The 22394-nt window shown below is 70.7% G+C and carries 14 protein-coding genes; 11 read left to right on the top strand and 3 right to left on the bottom strand.

Features of this window, described 5'->3' with window-relative positions:
- The first annotated feature begins 57 nt into the window (after positions 1-57).
- Together OG522_RS03395 and OG522_RS03390 are read left to right on the top strand one after the other, a co-directional pair.
- Positions 58-1167 (top strand): CorA family divalent cation transporter, encoded by a 1110-nt coding sequence (locus OG522_RS03395; RefSeq protein ID WP_329461410.1) that lies wholly within the window; start codon positions 58-60, stop codon positions 1165-1167.
- 386 nt (positions 1168-1553) lie between these two features.
- Positions 1554-2003 (top strand): hypothetical protein, encoded by a 450-nt coding sequence (locus tag OG522_RS03390; RefSeq protein WP_329461409.1) that lies wholly within the window; start codon positions 1554-1556, stop codon positions 2001-2003.
- A 217-nt stretch (positions 2004-2220) separates the two neighbouring features.
- Here the strand turns inward: OG522_RS03390 and OG522_RS03385 are convergent, their stop codons facing one another.
- Together OG522_RS03385 and OG522_RS03380 are read right to left on the bottom strand one after the other, a co-directional pair.
- Positions 2221-4320 carry a glycoside hydrolase gene (locus OG522_RS03385; RefSeq protein ID WP_329461408.1) on the bottom strand — a complete coding sequence of 700 codons (2100 nt, stop codon included), beginning with the start codon at positions 4318-4320 and terminating at the stop codon, positions 2221-2223.
- 216 nt (positions 4321-4536) lie between these two features.
- On the bottom strand, positions 4537-6330 hold the full coding sequence (locus OG522_RS03380) for an RICIN domain-containing protein (RefSeq protein WP_329461407.1): 1794 nt from the start codon (positions 6328-6330) through the stop codon (positions 4537-4539).
- A gap of 610 nt (positions 6331-6940) precedes the next feature.
- Between OG522_RS03380 and OG522_RS03375 the strand changes: the two genes are divergently transcribed.
- The gene (locus OG522_RS03375; RefSeq protein ID WP_329461406.1) at positions 6941-8497 is read left to right on the top strand and encodes an alpha-L-arabinofuranosidase B; all 1557 of its coding nucleotides are present in this window, start codon (positions 6941-6943) and stop codon (positions 8495-8497) included.
- A gap of 48 nt (positions 8498-8545) precedes the next feature.
- On the opposite strand, the gene OG522_RS03370 is transcribed toward OG522_RS03375, so the two are convergent.
- Positions 8546-9220 carry a helix-turn-helix transcriptional regulator gene (locus OG522_RS03370; RefSeq protein ID WP_443074653.1) on the bottom strand — a complete coding sequence of 225 codons (675 nt, stop codon included), beginning with the start codon at positions 9218-9220 and terminating at the stop codon, positions 8546-8548.
- A 105-nt stretch (positions 9221-9325) separates the two neighbouring features.
- On the opposite strand from OG522_RS03370, the gene OG522_RS03365 reads away from it, so the two are divergent.
- The 8 genes from OG522_RS03365 to OG522_RS03330 all read left to right on the top strand — a co-directional run bounded on the left by OG522_RS03365 (position 9326) and on the right by OG522_RS03330 (position 22191).
- On the top strand, positions 9326-12484 hold the full coding sequence (locus tag OG522_RS03365; protein ID WP_329461404.1) for a bifunctional cytochrome P450/NADPH--P450 reductase: 3159 nt from the start codon (positions 9326-9328) through the stop codon (positions 12482-12484).
- 195 nt (positions 12485-12679) lie between these two features.
- Positions 12680-13612, top strand: a complete 933-nt coding sequence (locus tag OG522_RS03360; protein ID WP_329467464.1) for an NADP-dependent oxidoreductase — start codon at positions 12680-12682, stop codon at positions 13610-13612.
- Positions 13613-13772: 160 nt separating this feature from the next.
- Complete coding sequence (locus OG522_RS03355) at positions 13773-15047, top strand: EfeM/EfeO family lipoprotein (protein WP_329461403.1); 1275 nt, start codon at positions 13773-13775, stop codon at positions 15045-15047.
- Complete coding sequence (efeB, locus tag OG522_RS03350) at positions 15044-16276, top strand: iron uptake transporter deferrochelatase/peroxidase subunit (RefSeq protein ID WP_329461402.1); 1233 nt, start codon at positions 15044-15046, stop codon at positions 16274-16276. Before OG522_RS03355 ends, efeB begins: the two co-directional genes overlap by 4 nt.
- 184 nt (positions 16277-16460) lie before the next feature.
- Complete coding sequence (locus tag OG522_RS03345; protein WP_329461401.1) at positions 16461-18380, top strand: phospholipase C; 1920 nt, start codon at positions 16461-16463, stop codon at positions 18378-18380.
- A gap of 184 nt (positions 18381-18564) precedes the next feature.
- Entirely contained in the window at positions 18565-19479 is a 915-nt protein-coding gene (locus OG522_RS03340; protein ID WP_329461400.1) for a glycoside hydrolase family 25 protein, read from the top strand.
- Between the two features lie 87 nt (positions 19480-19566).
- A complete protein-coding gene (locus OG522_RS03335) occupies positions 19567-20427 on the top strand; it encodes a DUF4190 domain-containing protein (protein ID WP_329461399.1) in 861 nt (286 codons plus the stop codon).
- Between the two features lie 111 nt (positions 20428-20538).
- Positions 20539-22191: an APC family permease gene (locus OG522_RS03330; protein ID WP_329461398.1), complete on the top strand. Its 1653-nt coding sequence runs from the start codon at positions 20539-20541 to the stop codon at positions 22189-22191.
- Positions 22192-22394 lie beyond the last annotated feature (203 nt).

Here is a 22394-nt window from a genome sequence, read left to right as displayed (position 1 = left end):
CCGTGTAGGTGCTCAATCACATCGACACGTTTGTGCACGCATCCCGGGTGAGGCGCGATGATCGTATCGGTGGTGTCGGTGCCGGAAGGCGTCGTCACTCGCACGGAGCTGTCCGAGGCCCGGGAGCGGCTGGCGAGCCCCGATCTCGTGATGGTGGACATCGACCAGGGCGAGGATCCCCCGCCCGATGGGCCCGAGCAGCCGCTGTCCCGCCTGCTCGGGCTGACCGGGCAGGGCTGGGAGTGGTTCGGCAGACGGCACGAGCCCGTACGCGCCGAATACCACGAGGGCGCGGTGGGGTGCGTCGTGCCGGTGGTCGAGGGCACGGGCATCACCCACATCCACGTCCTCGCCAGCGACCGGCACCTCATCACCGTCCACCAGGGGCCCGTGGGACTGATCGAGTCCTTCTTCGAGCGCCTGCCCCAGGACCGGCCCACCGACGGGGCGCTCATGGCGTTCCTCTTCATGCACGGTGTCATGGAGGGATTCCGCCGCACCGCCGCCCGGACGCTGCTGGAGGTGGAGGACCTCGAGGAGGAGATGTTCGAGGTGCGGCAGCCGCACCACGTGCACCGCCTGGCCCGGCTGCGACGGCGCGCGGCACAGCTGCACCGGGCGTTCCTGCCCTACGCCGCGGTCGCCCAGGAGTTCCTGACGCACCGCAGGATGGCGAACCACGAGATCTCCGAGGAGTGGCGAGCGCTCAACCTCAAGCACGAGCGCACCGTGCAGTTGGTGACGATGGAGATCGAGTCCCTGCGGGACGAAACCCGGCGGGCCGCGGACACCTACGCCTCGCTCGTCGCCGACGAGCAGAACCTCGTGATCAACAAACTCGCCATCGCCTCGGTGATCTTCCTGCCGCTGTCGTTCATCACCGGGTTCTTCGGCATGAACTTCACGTACCTGACCAACGGCCTGACGAGCGAGCGGTCCTTCTTGACGCTGGGCGTCTGCATGCAGGTGTTCGCCCTGGCCGTGGCGATCTACTTCGTGCTGTACCGCACGCACTGGCGCCAGCTCGGCGGCGGCCCCGCCCGCGCGATCGACGCCGAAGCCGAAGCCGAAGCCGACGGTGACGCCGACCTCCCGGACCGGCCGGAGCGCTCGACGCGGAGGCTGGGCCATATCCCCAGAAGACGAGGCGGCCGGCCCCCTCGCTGACCCGCGCCCGGCGCGCCCGACTCCGGGGCAGTCCGACCGGTCACCGGCCGAGGGTGTTCATCAGGATGATCGCCACGAGATCGGCGAGGATGAGGGCGACGACGCCGACGATCGCGGCCCAGGCCCTCTGCGACTCGTCCAAGTGCATGCCTCGCCTCCGGCTCGGATGTGCGGTGGCCGGACCGCGGGCGCGGGCACAACGGCCTCCGCCATGATGGCCCCGCACCGCGTCGCGCACATCTCGGAGCCGGCCGCCGAACCCCGCCACGGCGTCCCGTGGCGGCCCGGTCGGATCAGGCCATGGCGGGCGCCGCGGCCTCGGCCGGCTCGGTGGGTTCAGCGGTCCCGGTCTGTCCATCGCCGCCACCCGCGACGTGCTCGGGGCGGTGGACCGGGCCGACAGCTCCGAGGGCGCCCTCGGAGCGGTCAGCTACGCCCTCCCGGTGCCGGTGCCGGTGGCGGCGCAGCGGGCCACGGGCCACGAGGAGGAGGCGGTGGCCGAAGCGGCCGCCGGGACCGAGGTGGCGGAGTTGCTCACGGCCCTGGACTGGCAGGCGCCCGGCGCGTCACCGCACGTACAGGGACTGACGGCGGCGCTGAAGGAACTGCGGCGGCTGGACGCGCAGTACGGCCCCGGTGAACTGGCCGCCTACGCGCGGCTCGCCGAGTCGGTGGCCCGGCTGGACCTGGAGCGCGCGGCCGGCCTCGACGATCCGGTGGAGCTGGCCGAGCGGGCGGTCATCGTCTTCGCGATCTGCGCTCCGGTTTTCGAGCTCCTGCGCCGGCTCGCCCAGGAGGACCAGGTCCGGCGCCGCGCCGCTGCGGCGGACCAGTAGGACGCGCGCACCCGCCCGGCCGGCCGGACGCGCGCGCGTAGGCCGCACACCATGGAGCTGTGCGGTACGGCCCCACCTGCTCTGGTTCTTCGTCACACCCCGCATTCGATACCCGGCCGTACCGGATCGGGGTTCACGCGGGCCGGGCGGTCACACGGTTGGCGGTACGCGGGCGGGGCCGCCACACACGCGCGGCCCCCACCGGCCCGCCCGCGCGCTACGACACCACCGTCGCCGGGCACAGGCGCCGCGGCTTGCCGCCCTTGAGTGTCGCGTCCACGCAGCCGCCCGGAAGGCCGTCGTGGGCCGCGGCGGAGAAGTTGGCGGTGACGGTCAGGGTGCCGTTGCCGAAGACGGTCCGCTGCACCGTGCCGTCCGCCGTCAGCCGACGGTAGGACGTCAACTCCTGGGTACCGGCCGCCTGATGAAGCGGAGCGAAGTATTTCTGAAGCGCGGCCAGTTCGCGCACGTTCTGCGCGTCGTGCTTGTCCTTGCCGCTGAGCACGAAGTTCAGCGGCGTGTTGTAGAGCATCGCGAGCAGCGCCCGCGTCGTCTTCTGCTCGGGCAGCTTGCCGAAGGGCAGCTCCCAGCGCTCCACGTTGACCAGCGAGCCGTGCAGCGCGGCCTCGTACAACGGCACGCGGTAGGCCGGGTCGTACATCGCCTTGAGGGCGTCGGCCACCGCAGCCCGGTGTTCCGGCTTGAAGTCGCTCACCCGCACCGGCTTGAAGAACGTGTCGGCAGCGGCCTCGGGGGTGTAGCCGCCCCAAGCCGGGTCGTCCTTGGGCTGGTCGGAGGCGGTGTCGAAGTGCCCGGTCTCCATGGGCCACAGCCTGCCGTCCACCGGGGTGGCCGACCCGTGGTCGAAGGCCAGTACCTGGTTGGCCCAGGCCCCGGCCGCCTCCGAACCCAGGACGAGCGGGGCGTGCCGCGCGTCGTCCGAGCCGTCCGTGAGCCTTCGCATCCGCGCCAGGCGGTTGGCGCGGTCCTGGGCCATCGTCATCGGGTGCGCGGCGTCGTGGTCGCGGAACAGCTCGCCCGCCGCGTCCACGTCGAGGAAGTAACTGGCGGCGCCGTTGGCGACCAGCGAGCGCGTGCGGTCGGCGAGGTAATGGCGGCCGGGTTCGGCCTGCTCGAACGCCTGCGAGCTGAGATAGCAGCCCTGTTTGTGGAAGCCGGGCTGCACGGTGCCGTCCGCCCGGCGGACACAGAACGACGGGTACACGCCCTTGGGCCACACGGAGTTCGGGGGAGTGTCCGGGCCCTTGTCGCGCCCGTTGGCGAACGAGTCGTACGGGCCCACCAGGTACCCCGCCCGCTGCGCGGCCGCGACGTCCTGGCTCTTCATGGGCGCGTCGTCGGCGTCGTAACCGAGCCACAGCCGCGAGACGCCCATCGCCTTCAGCCGCGCGATGCCCGCCGCCGTGCGGTCGTCGCCCCAGGCGTAGGCGTGGAAAGCGCCGAGCAACCGGCCCGTCTCCGGGTTCTTCCTGATCTTCTCGCTGAGGCTGCCGAGCTGCCCGTGCTCCGCGAGCCAGTGCCGGTAGTCGACGGCGGGTGCGATGGGTGATCCGTCGGTGAGCGAGAACGCGACGGTGTAGCCGCGGGTTCCGTCGCCGCCGGAGAACGCGTGTTTGGCCGTGGTGGTCAGGTGCCCGCCCCGGGAGGTGTACGCGAGCGAGGTGCCGATGTCGGTCGGGGCGAGGTAACTGACGCCCCGCCCGCCGAACGAGTACCCCCACATCGGGAGGGAGAGCTGCGAGGCCACGTCCTCCTGCGTGCCGACGAGTTGGGCGCGCGAGGAGTTCCAGAACGGATCGGTGACCGGGAGCGACAGGCCTTCGCCGCGCGGGAGTTGGAGGGCGGAGGCGGCGGGGTCGGTGCCGGTGACCGGCCACGCCAGGGCTTCGTCCCGGTCGGCGGTGATTGAGACGAGCAGCCTGCCGTGCTCGGCACGGGCCTCGGCCTTGAGGCCCCGGCCGGGGTACGACCACCGGGCGGTGGTGCCCGATGCGGTGAGGTTCGCGGGCGTACCAGGGGCGTCGGCTGCCGGGTCCGACATGCGCAGGGTGCGCCCGTCGTCGGCGCGGGCGTCGATCCGCAGGGTCGCGGGGTCGATCGTGGCCGTGCCGCCGCTCACCGGGAGTTCGACCTGCCCGTGGTGGATCCGGACCCCGGCCTGGTCCGTGCTGCCCGCGGTCGCGGCGGGCGTGAGCCCGGCGGCGAGAGCGGTGGCGACGGCAAGAACGAGAAGGGAGCGCCGGCCGCTTCGGCGGGCCGGGCGCGCGAGGGATGACTTCGCCGTAGTGGTGTCCATGGCGCAGTGATAACGAAGAGGTGTAAGGGAACTCTAAGAGGCAGTGGGGAGTAAGGAGTTGGGGGCCCCGGCCGTCCAGCCGAGGACGCGCAGACGCCACGCAAGACACCGCGGCGCTCCAGCGATCCACTCGCGGACCGGGAGCGGGGAAGTCGCTCCGGTCGGCGAGTGATCGGGAATTCCTCCCGCGCGATCGCCGGATGCCCGGCCCTTCGGTCAGCCGATGCCTTGCAGCCGCCAGATCTGGTTCTTCTTGGTGCCGAGGGCGCTCGCCGGGTCACAGGTCCACTGGTGGACGGGCGCGCCGGCCGTGGTCGAGATGTTGCTGACGTCGACGCACTTGCCGCTGTGGGCTGCGACGAGTTGGTAGTCCTTGCTGTTGCCGAGAGCTGTGACGGAGTTGAGGGTGAACTGCTGGTTGGTGGCGCCGTTGCAGGTGTACTGGATGACGGCGGCTCCGTTGGCGGTGGAGGCGCCGGAGACGTCGAGGCACATGCCGCTGTGTTCGTTGACGACGGTGTAGGTGTTGGTCCGGCCGCTCACCGGCTTGAGGTCCAGCATCTGCTGGTAGCCGCCCTCGCAGTTGTACTGCTGGTACTGGGTGCCGTCGGTGGTGCTGAGATTGGTGTCGTCCAGGCACTGGCCGCTGTTCTCGCTGACCGCCACGGTGGAGGTGGTGGTGTTGGACGGCGGGAGCAGGGTGATGGTGTAGCCGTCCTTGGCGTTGGTCCAGGGGAGGGTCACCGAGGCCGCGTTGTTGCTGACGCTCAGAGTGGTGTCGGAGATGGTCTCCGGGCCTGTCACCGCGGCGCCGTTGTTGTAGGGGATGCGCTGGACGACGGCGCGTACCTTGCCCCCCTCCACGACCGAGGTGGTGCCCAGACCGGTGAGGTTGACGGTGACGTTGCCGGTGTTGCCGTTGCTGCCGAGCAGCACCTTGGCGTTCTTGGCGGCGATGTCCTTGGTGGCCAGGCCGTCGGTGCCGGAGCCGGGGACGAGGTTGACGATGTTGCCGGTCTGCGAGCCGTAGTAGCGGTACATGAACCACTCGCCGAGTGGCAGGTACTGACCCGCGCTGTTCTTGGTGAGCAGGCCGGCCGCGTCGTCGTGCAGGTTGGTGCCCGACGCCCAGTTGCCGCGCAGCCCGTCGGCGCCGGCCCGCTCCAGGCGGCCGATGAACCAGGCGCCGCCACCGGGGTTCTGCATGGATGAGGTGGCGTACTCGTTGATCTGGTACGGGCGGGTGTGGGGCAGGCCCGCGGCGGCGAGGGTGGCGTTGGCGCGGCCCACGTCGGTGACGGGGTCACCCGGCTCGTCGTGCCAGCTCCAGATGTCGGGAGCCACGTTGTTGGCTTTGGCGTGGTTGAGGAAGGCGTTCCACCAACTGCTGGAGGAGTTGGGCTGGCTCGCGAGGCTGGGGCCGACGATGAGCTGGCCCGGGAACGCGGCCCGCACGCGGGCGTAGAACCGGGACCACATTTGCAGGTACTGGCTCTGCGAAGCGCCCCAGAAGCCCTTGCCGTCGGGTTCGTTCCACAGGTCCCACTCGACGGTCATGTTGTTGGCCTTGATGTCGCCTATGAGCTGGGTGACGAAGTTGTCGAACTGCGTCCAGTCGCCGTTGTCGCCGGGCCAGCCCACCGTGGTGGTGCTGTCGGCGCCCCACAGGTCGTGCGGCAGCAGCACGAAGGTCCCGCCGAGTGCTGCGGTGCGCTTGTACTGGGCCAGAGTCGCGTTCCAGCGGGTCCGGTACTCGGCCAGGCTGGTGGCGTAGCCGCCACGGTTGAGCTGGGCGCCGCCGGCTCGCATGAAGTGCCACTTGATGTCCGTGAAGAAATGGTCCTGCGGCAGTGAGCCGTCGGGGGACATCCCGTAAATCATGCCCGAGGCACGGTAGGTGGGGGCGCCTCCGGCGGTGGCGAAGTCCACGGTGACGCCGGTGTCGGCCGCGTGCGCGGCGGTGCCGGGCAGGGCGGTGGCGCCGAGTGAGGCGAGGAGGACGGCGAGCACGGTTGTCGTGCGGCGTCGGGGAGGCCGTGCCGTTCGCGGTCTGCCGGTGGGGCCGGCCGGTCGGAGGAAGCGGGGGAGTGCCATTGAGGGTCTCCAGGGTCGCAGTCCGGGCGTGCTTGCTCGCTGCCTTCCAACCCGTCCGCACGGGCCCTGTCCGCAGGAGCAGGACCCGGCGAGGGACAACGGGCTGGGGGAGGGCTAGAGACAACGAGTCGAATCGGTTCGCGACCGGAAAGCTAGGGTCAGGAGTGAGTGAGCGTCAAGGCTTTGTGCAAGAACCGCAGGTGAGACGAGAGATAGTGCCGTCGCGGGGCGAGTGGTTCCTTCCGCTCGCGGGTGAGGCCCGTCGTGTTCATCCTGTTGAAACGAACCGGTTCGACGTCTTGACGTTCATCCAGGGGTCGTTGACAGTGATGGCCTGATGCGAACGGCCGAGTGAAATCCGGCCCTCCCCTCGGATGGTGAGCGCTCACCTTCGCGGCGGGCCGTCGGCGGGTCCGCCCGCCCGGACGCGTCGGCCCGCGCTCAGCCCCTCACCCCCATCAGCTCACCGCGAACCCAGTTGGCCGGGGCGCGGCTTGCTGTCCCGTATCGATGAACCAGGGAGTTCATGGTGCCTGCGCTGCACACTCTTCGCCGACTACGCCGGGGGCTGATCAGCTCCTTGGCCGCGGTGGCGCTCGCCTTCGCCGGCCTTGTCGCCTTCAGCGGCGCCTCGCAGGCCGCGGCGCAAGGGCCCTGCGACATCTACGCGGCGGGCGGCACGCCATGCGTCGCGGCGCACAGCACCACTCGCGCTCTGTTCGTCTCCTACAACGGCCCGCTCTACCAGGTACGGCGGGCGTCGGACGGCACCTCGCGGAACATCGGAGTGCGGTCCGCCGGAGGCGTCGCCGACGCGGCCGCGCAGGACTCGTTCTGCGCGAACACCGAGTGCACCATCACCCGCGTCTACGACCAGACCGGCAGCAGCGGCAACACCCTCCTCTACCAGGGACCCGGCGGGACCGGCGGCGCCGACACCGCGGCCACCGCGACCACCGAACCGGTGACCGTGGGCGGCCAGAAGGCTTACGCGCTCTACATCAACCCCGGCAACAGCTACTTCGCCAACGGCTCGGGCGTGCCCACCGGCAGCTCGCCAGAGGGCGCATACATGATCACCAGCGGCAGCCACGTCAACAACGGCTGCTGCTTCGACTACGGCAACAGCGAGACCGACCACCACGCCGACGGCAACGGCGCCATGGACGCGATCAACTTCAGCACCTCGTGCTGGTTCGGCGGCTGCAGCGGAACCGGACCGTGGGTGCAGGCGGACCTGGAGAACGGTCTGTTTTCCGGCGGCAGCACGACGTGGAACCCCGGCCAGGTCGCCGAGACCAGCCACTTCGTCACCGCGATGCTCAAGAACAACGGCACCACCGAGATGGCGATCAAGGGCGCCAACGCCCAGTTGGGGAGCCTGACCCAGCTCTACAGCGGCTCACTGCCCAGCGGATACAACCCGATGCACAAGCAGGGCGCCATCATCCTCGGCAGCGGCGGCGACTGCTGCCAGACCAACAAGAACGCGAGCGCGGGCACCTTCTACGAGGGCGCCATGGTCAAGGGCTACCCCTCCGACGCCACCGACGCCGCGGTCCAGGCCAACATCGCCGCGGCCGGCTACGCCAGCGGCACCGCCACCCCCTTCACCCCTGGCGCGAGGCTCTCGCTACAGGCCACCACCGCGTGCTGCACCACCGACTACCTGCGGCACGACATGAGCGACGACAAGGTCGCTATCGGGGCGGTGACCACGGGCAGTTCATCGACCGACAAGGCCGACGCCACGTGGATCGTCAGGAGCGGCCTCGCCAACAGCAACTGCGTCTCCTTCGAGGCGGCCAACGCGCCCGGCAGGTACCTCAGGCACTACGCGTTCGAGCTCCACCTCAACCCCAGTGACGGGACCACCCAGTTCGCCGCCGACGCCACGTTCTGCCCACAGCCAGGAAACAGCGGCACCGGTTACTCCCTGCAGTCCCTCAACTACCCGGCCAAGTACATCCGCCACTACGCCTCGACCGCCTACATCGCGAGCAACGGCGGCACCAACGCCTGGGACTCCACCTCGCTGTGGCACGAGGACACCAGCTGGCTCGCGGCTGCCCCATGGAACTGACGAGCAGTCCGTAGCGACCGTGAATCCAAAACGTCGCACACGCGCTCCTCAGGGCTGCCCGATGACGCCCTCCGCCGCGGCCGGCGGCCAGCGGCCGGGGGCGAGGACGCCCAGGGCGTACGCCTTGGCCACCAGCGCGGTGCGGCCCTGGACGCGCCAGCGGTGCGCGAGCCGGGTGAGGTGGTAGTTGACGCCGTCCACGGTCAGGCCGAGTGCCTTGCCGATGGCCGCTGTCGTCGCACCTGACGCGGCCAGAGCCAGGATGCGGGCCTGCGCCTCACTGACCACACCGTGTGGCGACGGCGTCGGCTCCGGGCGCTCGTCGCGGACGTACAACATGGCGAGCAGCACGGGCGCGGGGTGGGGAACGGCCATCACCGGGTCGATGGTGAACTCTCCCTCGCGCAGTGCGCCGTCCGTGCCCGTGCGCCAGGTCACCTCGATGGGGTAGCGGGACGTGCGGCCGGTGCGCAGCGCCCGCACCAGTCGGTCGAGCTGGGGCTCCGACCGGGGCGTGAACAGGTCGCGCAGCGAGCGCCCGCGCAACCGGCCGGGGGCGGTGCCCCACTCGGCGGCCATCGCGGGGTTGGCGACGATCACCTCTCCGTCGATCCGGCAGACGGCGATCGGCATGGGAATGCGGTCAAGGAGCGTCAGGAAGTGGTTGCGCCACGTCCCCATGTCCTCCACCACCACCGGCTCGTCGGCCATGTTGTGCGTCACCACTCCTTTTCGGCCCGGTCCGCAAGTGCCGGACGTGAGAAGCCACTGCACAATCATGCAGTCGCCCGCCATGGGACGGCACACCGGGCGGGCCACGCTGGAGACATGACGGACACGATCCTGATCCCTGCCGACGCATGCCCCACCGACGAAGCCATCCCCCTGGTGGACATCTCGGACAGCGGTCTCACCGCGACCCCCGTCCAACAGGCCATGGAACTGGCCCGGGAGCACGGGCCGGTGTACCGGCGCAGACTGAACCAGCACCAGGCCCTCTTCGTCAGCTCGCTGGACCTGGTCACCGAGCTCGCCGACGAGACCCGCTTCTCCAAGGGCATCTCCGCCACGCTGGACTACGTGCGCGAGTTCGCGGGCGACGGGCTGTTCACCGCCTACAACGACGAGCCGAACTGGGCCAAGGCGCACGACATCCTCATGCCCGCCTTCGCGCTCGGCTCGATGCGCACGTACCATCCGGCGATGCTGCGCGTGGCTCGCCGCGTCATCGCGAGCTGGGACGGTCACGCGGCCAAGGGGTCTGCCGTCGAGGTCGCCGAGGACATGACGCGGATGACGCTGGACACCATCGGCCTGGCCGGGTTCGGCTTCGACTTCGACTCGTTCGGCCGGGACACCCCCCACCCCTTCGTAGAGGCGATGGTGCGCTGCCTGGAGTGGAGCATGAAGCGGCTCGGCCGCACCGAGGACGCCGACCACACCGAGCAGGACCGGGAGTTCGAGCGGGACTCCGCCTACCTCGCCTCCGTGGTGGACGAGGTCATCGCCGCCCGCACCCGCGGCGGGGACACCTCCGTCGACGATCTGCTGGGCCTGATGCTGGGCGCCGCGCACCCCGAGGACGGCACCACCCTGGACGCGGCCAACATCCGCAACCAGGTCATCACCTTCCTGATCGCCGGCCACGAGACCACCTCGGGGACCCTCTCCTTCGCCCTCTATCACCTGCTCAAGGACCCCTTGGCGCTGCGTCTGGCCCAGCGCGAGGCGGACGAGCTGTGGGGCGACGACCCCGACCCGGACCCGGCCTTCGAGGACATCGGCAAACTGCGCTTCACCCGCCAGGTGCTGAGCGAGGCCCTGCGGCTGTGGCCCACCGCGGCCGCCTTCACCCGGCAGGCCCGCGAGGACACCCTGCTCGGCGGCCGCCACCCGCTGCGCGCCGGCGAGCTGGTCACCGTGCTCACGCCGATGCTGCACCGCGATCCCGTGTGGGGCGACAACCCCGAGCTGTTCGACCCCGCGCGGTTCACGCCCGCGGCGGAGGCGGCCCGCTCCCCGCACGCGTACAAGCCGTTCGGAACCGGTGAACGGGCTTGTATCGGGCGGCAGTTCGCGCTCCACGAGGCGACGATGCTCCTCGCGTTGCTCGTGCACCGCTACCGCCTCGTGGACACCGCCGACTACCAGCTGCGGATCAAGGAGACCCTCACTCTCAAGCCCGAGGGCTTCACCCTCTCCCTGATCCCGCGCACCCCCGCCGACCGTGCCCTGAACCGGGCCGCGCTCCCCGGGAACGGGACCCGCCCGACGCGTTCGACGGCCACCGACGGCGCGCCCGGCCTGCCCTCCCGGGTCCGCCAGGGCACCGGGCTGCTGCTCCTGCACGGCACGAACTACGGCACCTGCCGCGAATTCGCCGAGCGCCTCGCCGCCGAAGCCGCAGGCCTCGGCCTCACCGCCGACGTCGCCCCGCTGGACGACCATGCGGGCACCCTGCCCAAGGACCGCCCCGTCGTCATCGTCGCCGCCTCGTACAACGGGCAGCCGACCGACGACGCGGCGCGGTTCGTCCGGTGGATCGAGGACGCGGAACCGGGCGCGGCGGACGCGGTGCCGTACGCGGTGCTCGGGGTCGGCGACCGCAACTGGGCCGCGACCTACCAGCGCGTCCCCACCCTCATCGACGACCGGCTCGCCGCCCTGGGCGCCGAGCGGCTGCTGCCCCGTGCCGAAGCCGATGCCTCCGGTGAACTCACCAGTACCGTAAGGGAGTTCGCCCAAACCCTGCGCGTGGCACTCCTTGAGCGGTACGGGGACCCGGACAGCGTCGGCGCCTCGGCGCCGCCCGCCGAAGCCGCGTACACCGTCAGCGAGGTCACCGGCGGACCGCGTGACGCGCTCGCCGCACGCCACGGCCTCGTCCCGATGACCGTCACCGAGACCCGCCACCTGACCGCGCCCGGCCACCCCCGGCCCAAGCGCTTCGTGCGCGTGGCCCTGCCCGACGGCGTCGACTACCGCACGGCCGACCACCTCGCCGTGCTGCCCGCCAACGACCCGGCGGCCGTGACCCGGGCCGCCACGGCGCTGGGCACGGACCTCGACACCGTCCTGAACATCCACACCTCGGGGGCCGGACCGGCCGCCTTCCCCGTCGACCGGCCGCTGTCGGTGCGTGAACTCCTCACCCACTACGTCGAGTTGAACGCCGCTGCCACCCACGCCCAGGCGGCACTGCTCGCCGCGCACAACCCCTGCCCGCCTGAGCGCGCCGCTCTGGAGCAGCTGTCGGCCGACGACCCCCGCACCCTCCTCCGCCTCATCGAGGACCACCCCGCCCTGCGCGGAGCGCTGGACTGGCCCACGATCCTGGAGCTCCTTCCCCCGCTGCGCCCCCGCCCGTACTCCGTGTCCTCCTCACCCGCCGGCGAACCGCGCCACGCCGACCTGATGGTCTCGCTCAAGCCCGGCGGTACCGGCTCGGCCCATCTGCACTCCCTGCGGCCCGGCGACACGGTGCTGGCCCGCGTCCAGCCCTGCCGCGACGCCTTCCGCATCGCGCCCGAGGCGCCGGAGCCGGTCATCATGATCGCCGCGGGGACGGGCCTGGCCCCCTTCCGCGGAGCCGTCGCCGATCGTCTGACGGTTCGTCAACCCACGCCTGCCGTACTGTACTTCGGCTGCGACGCGCCGGACGCCGACTTCCTGCACGCCGACGAACTGCGCGCCGCCGAGCGGTCCGGGGTGCTCTCGCTGCGCCCCGCTTTCAGCGCCGCCCCCGAGGGCGACGTCCGCTTCGTCCAGCACCGCATCGCCGCCGAGGGCGAAGAGCTGTGGAACCTGCTGGAAAAGGGAGCCCGGGTGTACGTGTGCGGCGACGGCAGCCGCATGGCCCCGGGCGTACGCGCCGCCTTCCGCGAGCTGTACGCGCGGAGCACCGGTGCCTCGGCCGGGGAAGCCGAGGACTGGCTGGCCCGCCTCACCGCCGAGGGCCGGTACGTGGAGGACGTGTACGCCGGCTGACGAGGTCCCTCCCTCACCCCGGGCGGGCGCGCGAAGCCCGTCCGGGGGGCGGGGCCGCGCCGCACGAACGAGAATCGTGGGACCGAGGGGAGGGGCCGGTCGCACGGGCAGCACCCGCCCGCGCGACCGGCCTCTCCCCGCCCCCTTGACGTCGGGAGAGAGCAAGCGATGCCCAGCAGCACCGAGAACAGCACCATGAAGGCCATGACGTACTCCTCCTACGGGGACGACGCCGTGCTCAGCCTGACCGACCAGCCGCTGCCCAAGGTGGGACCGGGTGAAGTGCTCGTCCGGGTGCGCTGCGCCGCCGTCAACCCCGTCGACTGGAAGATCATGTCCGGCGGGCTCGACGGCATGATGGACACCGTCTTCCCGGTCGTACCGGGCTGGGACGTGGCAGGCGTCGTGGAGCGCGTCGGCATCGACACCCCCGAATGGAAGGCGGGCGACGAGGTCTTCGCGTACGCCCGGAAGGACTACGTGCACGGCGGCACCTTCGCGGAGTTCGTGACCGTGCCCGTGCGCGCGCTGGCCCGCAGGCCGAAGTCCCTGAGCTGGGAGGAGACGGCGGGCGTCCCGCTGGCCGGACTCACCGCCCAGCAGACCCTGACCCGGCTCGGCACCGGCAAGGGCGACACGGTGCTCGTACACGGCGCCGCCGGCGGCGTCGGCACGTTCGGCGTGCAGATCGCCCGAGCACTGGGCGCCCGCGTCATCGGCACGGCCTCCGAGCGCAACCACGACCGGCTGCGCGAGCTGGGAGCCGAGCCGGTCACCTACGGCGGCGGCCTGGCCGAGCGAGTCCGGGCGCTGGCCCCCGACGGTGTGGACGTCGTGGTGGACTACGTCGGAGGCGTTCTCGACACCACCCGCGAGGTCCTGCGGGAAGGCGGCCGGCACGCGTCGATCGCCGACCCCTCGGTCATGGAAGCGGGCGGCCAGTGGATGTGGGTGCGCCCCGACGGCGAAGGGCTCACGACCCTGGCCGGTCTCGCGGACTCGGGACAGCTCAAGGTCCCGGTGGCCGAGACGTTCCCCCTCGACCGGCTCGCGGACGCCTTCGGACTCAGCCGGACCGGCCACGCACACGGCAAGATCCTCATCAAGGTCAGCGAGGACTCCGCGTAAGCAGGTGTCTCCCCGTCCCGCCTTCTCGCACGTGGTGTCGGACCGGTGAACTCGGAGGTAAATCTGGACGTCGGGCTGCCCTGAGGGGACTTCGCGTTCAAGCGGGTGTCTAGCATGAGCGGCGTCGTCTTTTCGCAGTTGGCAGGAACGGAGCGCCGTGATGACCGACCTCGGTCCGGGTGCCGGCCAGGAGTCGGCTGAGCCCGAGGGGGAGTCCGGCATAGCCGGCCGCACGGCTCGGCCGGTGCGCGCCCGGTGGATCGGGGCGGCCGTGGCCGTCGCGGTCGTCGCGGCGGGCGGCGCCTTCTACGCCGCCGCCTCCGGCGACAGCCCGCCGCCCACCAACGGCCCGGCCCCCGGGGCGAAGGGGGCGACGAACGTCGAGGTGTCGGCCGGCGCGTGCGGCGGCGGCTGGAGCGGCGCCACACCCGGCCCGCACGTGTTCGCGCTGCACAACGCCTCCGCGACGGCGACCGAGATCGACCTCACCGACCCCGCGACCGGCGCCGTCTACGGGGAGATCGAGGGCCTCGCGCCCGGCACCACGCGCGAGATGCGGGTGGTGCTCGGCGGCGGCTCGTACGCGTTCAAGTGCCTGCCCGACGATGCCGACGCGGTCACCGGACCCACCGTCAAGATCGCGGGCCCCAGCGCGGGCGCCGGACCGGCCGCGGTTCCGGTGACCCAGCACGACCTGATCCCGCCGACCCTCGCCTACCAGCGGTGGGTCGGCGACAGGATCATCGAACTCGCCCAGAAGACAGACGAGTTGAAGCAGGCCGTCGATGACGGCGACCTCGCCGCCGCGCGGACGGCGTGGCTGCCCGCGCACCTGGTCTACGAGCGGATGGGCGCGGCCTACGGTACGTTCGGTGAGGCCGACGCCGCCATCAACAGCGCCGGACCGGGGCTGTCCGCCGCCGCGTCGGACCACGGGTTCGAGGGGTTCCACCGCGTCGAGTACGGGCTGTGGCACCAGGAGTCCGCCGCGTCGCTGCGCGGTCCCGCGGACCGGCTCGCCCAAGCCGTGCACGCCCTGCACGACAGCTGGCCGCAGGCCCGGATGGATCCCGCCCAGATGGGCCTGCGCGCCCACGAGATCCTGGAAGCCACGGCGCAGTCCGAGCTGACCGGCCGCACCGACTACGGCAGCGGCAGCAATCTGGCCACCGCCCGCGCCAATCTCGACGGAACCCGCCAACTCCTCGATCTGTTGCGCCCGTTGCTCGCCACCCGCTACCCGGACCTGCCGCGCCTCGATGCCTGGCTGGACCGCACCCAGCACACCCTGGACCGCTTCGACAGCGGCGGTCGCTGGACGCCGCTCGACCGGCTGAACCATCCGGACCGGCAACGACTCAACAGCGACATCGGCCAGGCGGTGGAACTCCTGGCCCCGGTGGCGGCCATTTGCGACGCGCGGAGGACAGCATGAGCGAGGTACGGCGGCGCGGCTTCCTTCGGGGTGCTGCCGCGGGGGTCGGGACGGCGGTTACCGGGGCCGCCCTGACAGGTGCGGGCCCGCGTACGTCCGCGCGCGCGGACGGTGGCCACAAGGCCGCGCCCGCCGTCGACTTCCACGGTGTGCACCAGGCGGGCATCCTCCAACTCCCGCAGCGCGCAACGGCGTTCGTGTCCTTCGACGTCACCGCCGCGGACCGCAGGGAGCTTACGGAAGCACTGCGCGCCCTCACCGACCGGGCTCGCTTCCTTGCCACCGGCGGCACCCCGCCCCCGGTGGGGATCACCGCGCAGCCCAGCGACTCAGGAGTGCTCGGCCCACAGGTCCCCACCGGCGGTCTGACGGTCACCGCGGGCGTCGGCGCCTCTCTCTTCGATGACCGGTTCGGACTGAAGAGCCGCAAACCCGCCCGGCTCGCGCCGATGCCCGCCTTCCCGGACGACGACCTCGACGCGGCGTGGTGCCACGGCGACCTGAGCGTGCAGCTGTGCGCGGACAGCCCTGACGTGGTCCTGCACGCGCTGCGCGACATCGCCCGGCACACCCGTGGCGCGCTGCAAGTGCGCTGGCGCATGGACGGGTTCACGAGCCCCCCGAGACCCAGTGGCACTCCCCGCAACCACCTCGGCTTCAAGGACGGCACCGCCAATCCCGACACCGCGGACCCGGCCGCGATGGACCGGCTCGTCTGGGTGGGCGCCGGCGGCGGCGAACCGTCATGGACGTCGGGCGGCAGCTACCAGGTCGTGCGGCTGATCCGCATGCTCGTCGAGTTCTGGGACCGGGTCTCGATCACCGAGCAGGAGCGGATGTTCGGCCGCAGCCGCGATACCGGCGCCCCTCTGGACGGCTCCGGCGAGTTCGACGTGCCGAAGTACGCTCAGGACCCCAAGGGCGATGTGATCCCGCTGGACAGCCACATCCGGATGGCCAATCCGCGGACCGCGCAGAGCGAGGGGCAGCGGATCCTGCGGCGCGGATACAACTACGACCGCGGCATGGACACCAACGGCGACCTCGACATGGGGCTGATCTTCTGCTGCTACCAGCAGGACCTGGCCCGGCAGTTCGAAGCCGTGCAGAAGCGGCTCGCGGGGGAGCCGCTGGTCGACTACGTCAAGCCCTTCGGCGGCGGATACTTCTTCGCGCTGCCCGGCGTGCGGGACCGCACCGACTGGTTCGGCCGCGCTTTGCTCGGCTGAATACCGCTGAACCGGTCAAAGTCGGCCAACAGAGGGTCAAGTTTTGGCCTGGTATTCCTGACTCGCTGTTCACCGTGGCGACACAGTGGCGCAGTCGCGGTGTAGTGGTCCGCGCGAAACATCGCGTTTCGTCAACGACATCAACAAGGCGCCCGGAGCGGACGCCAGTGGAGGCATGCGGAGCATGGGCAGCACACGTAGCGCGGTTGGTCCGGGGCGCTGGGCCAGACGGTGGGGAGCGTTCGCCGGTGCCGCGGCACTCGGCCTGCTGAGCGGTACGGTCCCGGCCGCGGCCGACTCGGCCGACCACCACCCGGGCCAGACGGCCACCCCGGTCAAGCACTTGGTGGTGCTCTTCCAGGAGAACGTGTCCTTCGACCACTACTTCGGTGCCTACCCGGTGGCGGCGAACACCGACGGCACGAAGTTCACGGCCGACAAGCACACGCCGAAGGACGTCAACACCCTGCGCAACGCCGGGCTGCTGACCAACAACCCCAACCAGTACGCCCCCAAGCGGCTCACCCCGCAGCAGGCCATGACCTGCGACCAGAACCACAGCTACGGCCCCGAGCAGTACGCCGCCAACGCCGGCAAGGCCGACCAGTACGTGCAGAACACCGACTCCGGCAAGTGCTCCGGCAACCTGTTCGGCGAGCCCGGCCTGGTCATGGACTACTACGACGGCAACACCGTCACGGCGATGTGGAACTACGCCCAGCACTACACGCTCGGCGACAACTCCTTCAGCACCACTTACGGGCCGTCCACGCCGGGCGCGATCAACCTCGTCTCCGCCCAGACCCACGGGGTGATCTCCACCGACCCCGCGTCCGGCACCGAGCACCCCAAGCAGACGGCGACGCCCGATCCCTACACCGTCCTCTCGCCCGACGCCAAGGGCGTGGGCACCCTCGTCAACGACCCCGACCCGGCGTACGACGACTGCTCGGGCAAGGACCACACCAGCAAGAACGCGCTCGGCGCGTTGCAGGGCCGCAACATCGGCGATCTCCTCAACCAGCAGAAGGTCTCCTGGGGCTGGTTCCAGGGCGGCTTCAGGCCCAGCACCGCCTGGGACGGCAAGCAGGGCGACTACGCGAAGTGCTCGGGTGCCACCCACGCCAACGTGGGCGGCGCGGCGGTGGTCGACTACAGCCCGCACCACTCGCCGTTCCAGTACTACAAGTCGACGTCCAACCCGCACCACCTGCCGCCGAAGAACACCGCCGAGATCGGCCACAACGGGCAGGCCAACCACAACTACGACCTCACCGACTTCGACGCCGCTCTCACGTCGGGCAACCTGCCCGCGGTGAGCTTCCTGAAGGCCCCGGAGTTCCAGGACGGCCACGCCAGCTACTCCGACCCGATCGACGAGCAGCACTTCCTGGTCGAGCAGATCAACAAGATCCAGCAGTCCCCGGAGTGGAAGGACACCGCGGTCGTCGTCGCCTACGACGACTCCGACGGCTGGTACGACCACGGGTACGCCAAGCCGCTGAACGGCTCGAAGGACACCAAGGCCGGCTCCGACGGCAAGGCCGCGGACAGCCCCGCCTGCCAGGCCGGCCCGGCCGCAGTCGGCGGCTACGCCGACCGCTGCGGCCCCGGCACGCGCCAGCCGCTGCTCGTCATCTCGCCGTACAGCAGGGTCAACGCGGTCGACCACACCCGGACCGAGCAGGCGTCCATCACCCGGTTCATCGAGGACAACTGGCACACCGGCCGCATCGGTGACGCCTCCTTCGACGCCCGCGCCGCATCCCTGACCTCGGCCTTCGACTTCAAGCACCCCAACGGCAAGCAGGTGCTGCTCAACGAGGACGGCTCGGTGAAGTCCGTCAAGGACATCCCCGAGCACCCGGCGCCGCCCGCCTCCCAGACCACCGGCGGCACGACTGGCACGACTGGCACGACCGGCACCACGGGTGGCTACGGCAACGCCCCGTCCACCCAGACACAGACCCAGACCCTCGCCGAGACCGGTTCCTCCTCGGCGCTCCTCCCGGCTGGGCTCACCGCTGCCGCGCTCGCGGCGGGCGGCGCGGGCATCGCCTTCACGGCGTACCGCCGCAAGTCCCGTACCAGCAGCGCCAGTTAAGACCCGCACGACCGGGGGCCGCCGACGACATGTCGGCGGCCCCTTCGTGTTGTGGTCGCGGACGATGCGTCGTCCGCCTCATTCGTGGGGAAGTAGAAGGAGAGAAGAGGCGGTTCCGGTTGGCTGCGGACCGCCGGCCACGCGGCGTCACGGTGACCGGGCGGGTCACCGCGGAAGGACTCCGATGGGGATCTACGGGCAGGACTGGGCGTCGTACCAGTCGGCGACACCGGACACGAGGGGACTGTCCTTCGCCTTCGTCAAAGTCACCGAGGGACTCTCGTACATCAACCCGAACTGGGCCTCGCAGCGCGACCACGCCAAGGCGAACGGTCTGGTGTGGGGCGGCTACCACTACCCCAACATGGGCAACAGCGCCCAGGCCGAGGCGAACTACTTCCTGGCCCAGGTCAACTGGCAGCCCGGCGACGTCGTGATCCTCGACTGGGAGGGGTACGACGCCGCGAACTCACGCGTCGCCAAGTCGACCCAACGCGCCTACAAGGACGCCTGGTTGAAATACGTCAAGAGCCGACTGCCGCACAATCCCGTCGGGATGTACGCCAACCTCGACTACTGGTGGAACGTCGACCAGGACGGCTTCTACGGCGACTTCCTCTGGATCGCGACCGCCGGACGGGCCGCCGGTGACCCTGGTATCCAGGCCAGTTGGCTCTTCCACCAGTACGGCGAGTCCAACGGGCTCGACCGCGACTACTGCCGCCTGCGCAGCACGACAGAACTCCGCGACTGGGCGCTCTCGTTCCAGCACTCGCCGCCTCAGGAGACCGACATGCCCCAATGGATCACCGGCCGCATCGACCCGGGCGCCCAGCCCACCGTCGTGCTGCTGCCGCACGGCAGCGCATGGGCCGCGTTCAACCGCAAACTGCACCTCGGCATGGACCAGATCACCGATACACCCGTGACCGGTTCGGTCCGGGTGGCCCTTCACAACGGCACCGTGTGGCACGGCGTCGAGGCCGTCGAGGTGGCAGCCGCCGCGGGAACGGTCGACGTGGACATCGACAGCAGCGATGTGAAACTGAGCCTCCAGACGGACACGCCGGGCGTCACCTACGCGGTCGAGACCTGGTGAGCGCCGGGACGGGCATACGGGTAATGGAAAGGTAAAACCCCCTGGTAGTGTCGGCGGATCGTTCGTTTGACCGCCGAAGGACCGCGCATGACCGTGCCCGTACCGCCCGACGACAACACTCCTGTGGAGCAGAGTCCGCAGGGCGGCAACCCCTGGGGCCCGCCGCCACCCGGCCCGCTCACGGCCCCTTGGCCGTCGTACCCCGCGCCGGGGGCGCAGCCGCGCAACGGCATGGGCGTCACCGCGCTGGTCCTGGGTGTGATCGGCGTCGTGCTCGGCCTGTTCGTCGTCCTGTTCTGGATGTCGTGGCTGCCCGCCCTGCTGGCCGTCGTCTTCGGCTTCGTAGGACTGAGCCAAGTGCGCAAGGGCGTGGCGACCAACCGGGGCATGGCGCTCAGCGGTGTGATCCTGGGTGTCGTCGGCATGCTGATCGCCGTCGGCACCGGGGTGTTCGCCGTGGTGAAGGTGAGGGAATTCGCCGACGACTCCCGTGCGCACAGCGAGTCGGTGAAGGCGTCGGCGTCCGCGTCGGCCGCGGCGGAGAAGGCCAGACACCTGCCGTTCGGCCAGACGTACACCTTCGAGAACGGTCTGAAGGTGACGGTCGCCAAGCCGGAGCCGTTCGTCCCGGACGGCTACGTCCTGGGTCACGCCCAGGGCAACAAGGCCGTCCAAGTGACGGTCACCGTCGTCAACACCGGCACCGAGCGGATCGACGTCAAGTCGGGGCTGCCCAGCGTGAACGACGCCGACGGCGCCTCCGCCGAGTTGGTCATCGACGGAAGCGGCCGTCAGAAGGTCATCACGGGGTACCTCCTGCCGGGCAGGGAAGCCATCGGCAAGTACGCCTTCTCCCTGCCGCCCGACGCGGCCTCCAGCGCCGAGGTCGAGTTCAGCCCCGACGCGATGAAGTGGGATGACGCGTACTGGAGTGGGCCTCTTACCTGAGGGCCGTGCGCGGGATCCATTTGTGATTCCTGGGCGGTGTGGGGCGCACGCCGTGACACGCTGGGCACTCTTGTGTCCTCAGTTGTGTCCTCAAGTCGTCCAAGGAGGCGGATGCGCGTGCGGCCGATCCAGCCCGGTCAGACCCCTTCGCCCCTGACGGCCATGGGGGAGGAACGCCGGCTCCACAAGGAACTCGGATTCTGGAGCCTGACCGCGATCGGGTTCTCCAACATCCTCGGCTCGGGCTGGCTGTTCGCCGCCATGTTCGCGGCCCAGACAGCAGGGCCCGCCGCCCTGCTGTCCTGGGTCGCCGCCGGAGTGCTGTGCGCGCTGGTGGCGCTGGTCATGGTCGAACTCGGGGCCACCCGACCCGAAGGCGGCGGCACCGTGCGCTGGCCGCTGTACGCGAGCGGGCGGCTCGTCGGCACGGTGATCGGCTGGTCGGTGCTGCTGTCGGTCGGCGGCACGGCCGCGGAGATCAGCGCGATCATGCAGTACGCCGCGCACTACCTGCCCGGCCTGTACTCCGGTGGCCGCCTCACCGGCTCCGGACTCGCCGTGGCCACCGGGCTGAGCGTGCTCCTGACGGCCCTCAACTGGTTCGCCGTGCGCATCTTCGCGCGCCTCAACAACCTGGTGTCGCTGTTCAAGGTCCTCATCCCCGTCCTCACGGTGGTCGCCCTGTTCCTCTCGGGCACGCATTCCGGGCGCCTCACGGACAACGGCGGCTTCGCCCCGTACGGCTACGCGGCATGTCTGACCGCGCTGGCCGGCGGCGGGATCGTGTACTCCGTCAACGGCTTCCAGGCGCCCCTGGACTTCTCCGGTGAGGCTCGCAGCCCGCGCCGCACCGTACCGTCCGCGGTGCTCACCGGGATCGGGCTCGCCGTCCTGGTCTATCTCGGGCTGCAACTGGCCTTCCTGTTCACCGTTCCCGACTCGCTGCTCACCCACGGTTGGCACGGAGTCAACTTCGACTCACCCTTCGGGCAGCTCGCCCTCGTGCTCAACCTGCACTGGCTGGCGACCCTGCTCTACGTCGACGCGGTCGTCTCACCCGGCGGATCGGCCTACGTCGGTGTCGCGCTCGACGCCCGCCACACCTACGCGCTGGCCAAGAACGGCTTGCTGCCCCGCTTCTTCATGCGGATCGACCCCCGCTCAGGCATGGCCCGCCGGGCCCTGCTCCTCAACCTCGTGGTCATCATCGTCTTCATGCTGCCGTTCGGCGGCTGGCAGGACATCGTGAGCGTGATGGGCGACATGTACCTGCTCATCTACGCCGCCTCGGCGGTCGCCGCGGCGGTGTTCCGGGCCCACGACGCGGAGCGGGGGGCGCCGCCGGCGGAGGGCCAGGTGGCGGGCGTGCACTGGATCGCGCCCATCAGCTTCGTCGTGTCCAATGAGTTCGTCTACTGGTCCGGCTGGCACCACCTGCGACTCGCGCTGCCGCTGGTGCTGGCCGGCGTCCCGCTGTTCCTGATGCTGCGCCGTGACAGCGAAGAGCCTTCCCGGCGTGCCGAGTTGAGGAACGGCGCCTGGTTGATCTTCCAGCTGGCGGCGCTCACCCTGCTGTCGTGGCTCGGCACCTTCGGGGGCTCGGGACACCTGCCGGCGCCGTACGACTCGGTGGCGGTGGGCGTCATCTCGCTCGCGGTGTTCGCCTGGGCGGTCCGCTCCGGCGCCGCCTACCTGAGGACGGCTCCGGCCACCGCGCTGCCGCCCGCGGCCGGACCAGTACCGCCGAATAACCCGACGGGTTGACCGGCTCGACCTGACCAGGCGGGGCCGCATCCGGTTGTCTCGTGACCGCCTGGGCAGGTCGAGGTGTCGGCCGCTCAACTGCCTTACGAATCAGCATCATCCGCACGGATGTGGTGGAACACCCGTCGCGGCGTGTCCTCCTGGTGTTACCTTCCGTGTCGATCGATGCGGAGGGTGCGCCTTGTGCGCGTCGGTTCAGGGGG

It is taken from the genome of Streptomyces sp. NBC_01431, from assembly GCF_036231355.1.
GTDB lineage: Bacteria > Actinomycetota > Actinomycetes > Streptomycetales > Streptomycetaceae > Streptomyces.
The sequence above is the reverse complement of the archived record's forward strand: the minus strand, read 5'-3'. Positions and strand labels throughout refer to the sequence as shown.

Excerpts from the sequence above, each read along its gene's own strand:
- OG522_RS03395 (WP_329461410.1), top strand. The coding sequence starts at position 58 with ATGATCGTATCGGTGGTGTCGGTGCCGGAAGGCGTCGTCACTCGCACG.
- OG522_RS03385 (WP_329461408.1), bottom strand. The coding sequence starts at position 4,320 with ATGGACACCACTACGGCGAAGTCATCCCTCGCGCGCCCGGCCCGCCGA.
- OG522_RS03375 (WP_329461406.1), top strand. The coding sequence starts at position 6,941 with ATGGTGCCTGCGCTGCACACTCTTCGCCGACTACGCCGGGGGCTGATC.
- OG522_RS03365 (WP_329461404.1), top strand. The coding sequence starts at position 9,326 with ATGACGGACACGATCCTGATCCCTGCCGACGCATGCCCCACCGACGAA.
- OG522_RS03360 (WP_329467464.1), top strand. The coding sequence starts at position 12,680 with ATGAAGGCCATGACGTACTCCTCCTACGGGGACGACGCCGTGCTCAGC.
- OG522_RS03355 (WP_329461403.1), top strand. The coding sequence starts at position 13,773 with ATGACCGACCTCGGTCCGGGTGCCGGCCAGGAGTCGGCTGAGCCCGAG.
- efeB (WP_329461402.1), top strand. The coding sequence starts at position 15,044 with ATGAGCGAGGTACGGCGGCGCGGCTTCCTTCGGGGTGCTGCCGCGGGG.
- OG522_RS03345 (WP_329461401.1), top strand. The coding sequence starts at position 16,461 with ATGGGCAGCACACGTAGCGCGGTTGGTCCGGGGCGCTGGGCCAGACGG.
- OG522_RS03340 (WP_329461400.1), top strand. The coding sequence starts at position 18,565 with ATGGGGATCTACGGGCAGGACTGGGCGTCGTACCAGTCGGCGACACCG.
- OG522_RS03335 (WP_329461399.1), top strand. The coding sequence starts at position 19,567 with ATGACCGTGCCCGTACCGCCCGACGACAACACTCCTGTGGAGCAGAGT.
- OG522_RS03330 (WP_329461398.1), top strand. The coding sequence starts at position 20,539 with ATGCGCGTGCGGCCGATCCAGCCCGGTCAGACCCCTTCGCCCCTGACG.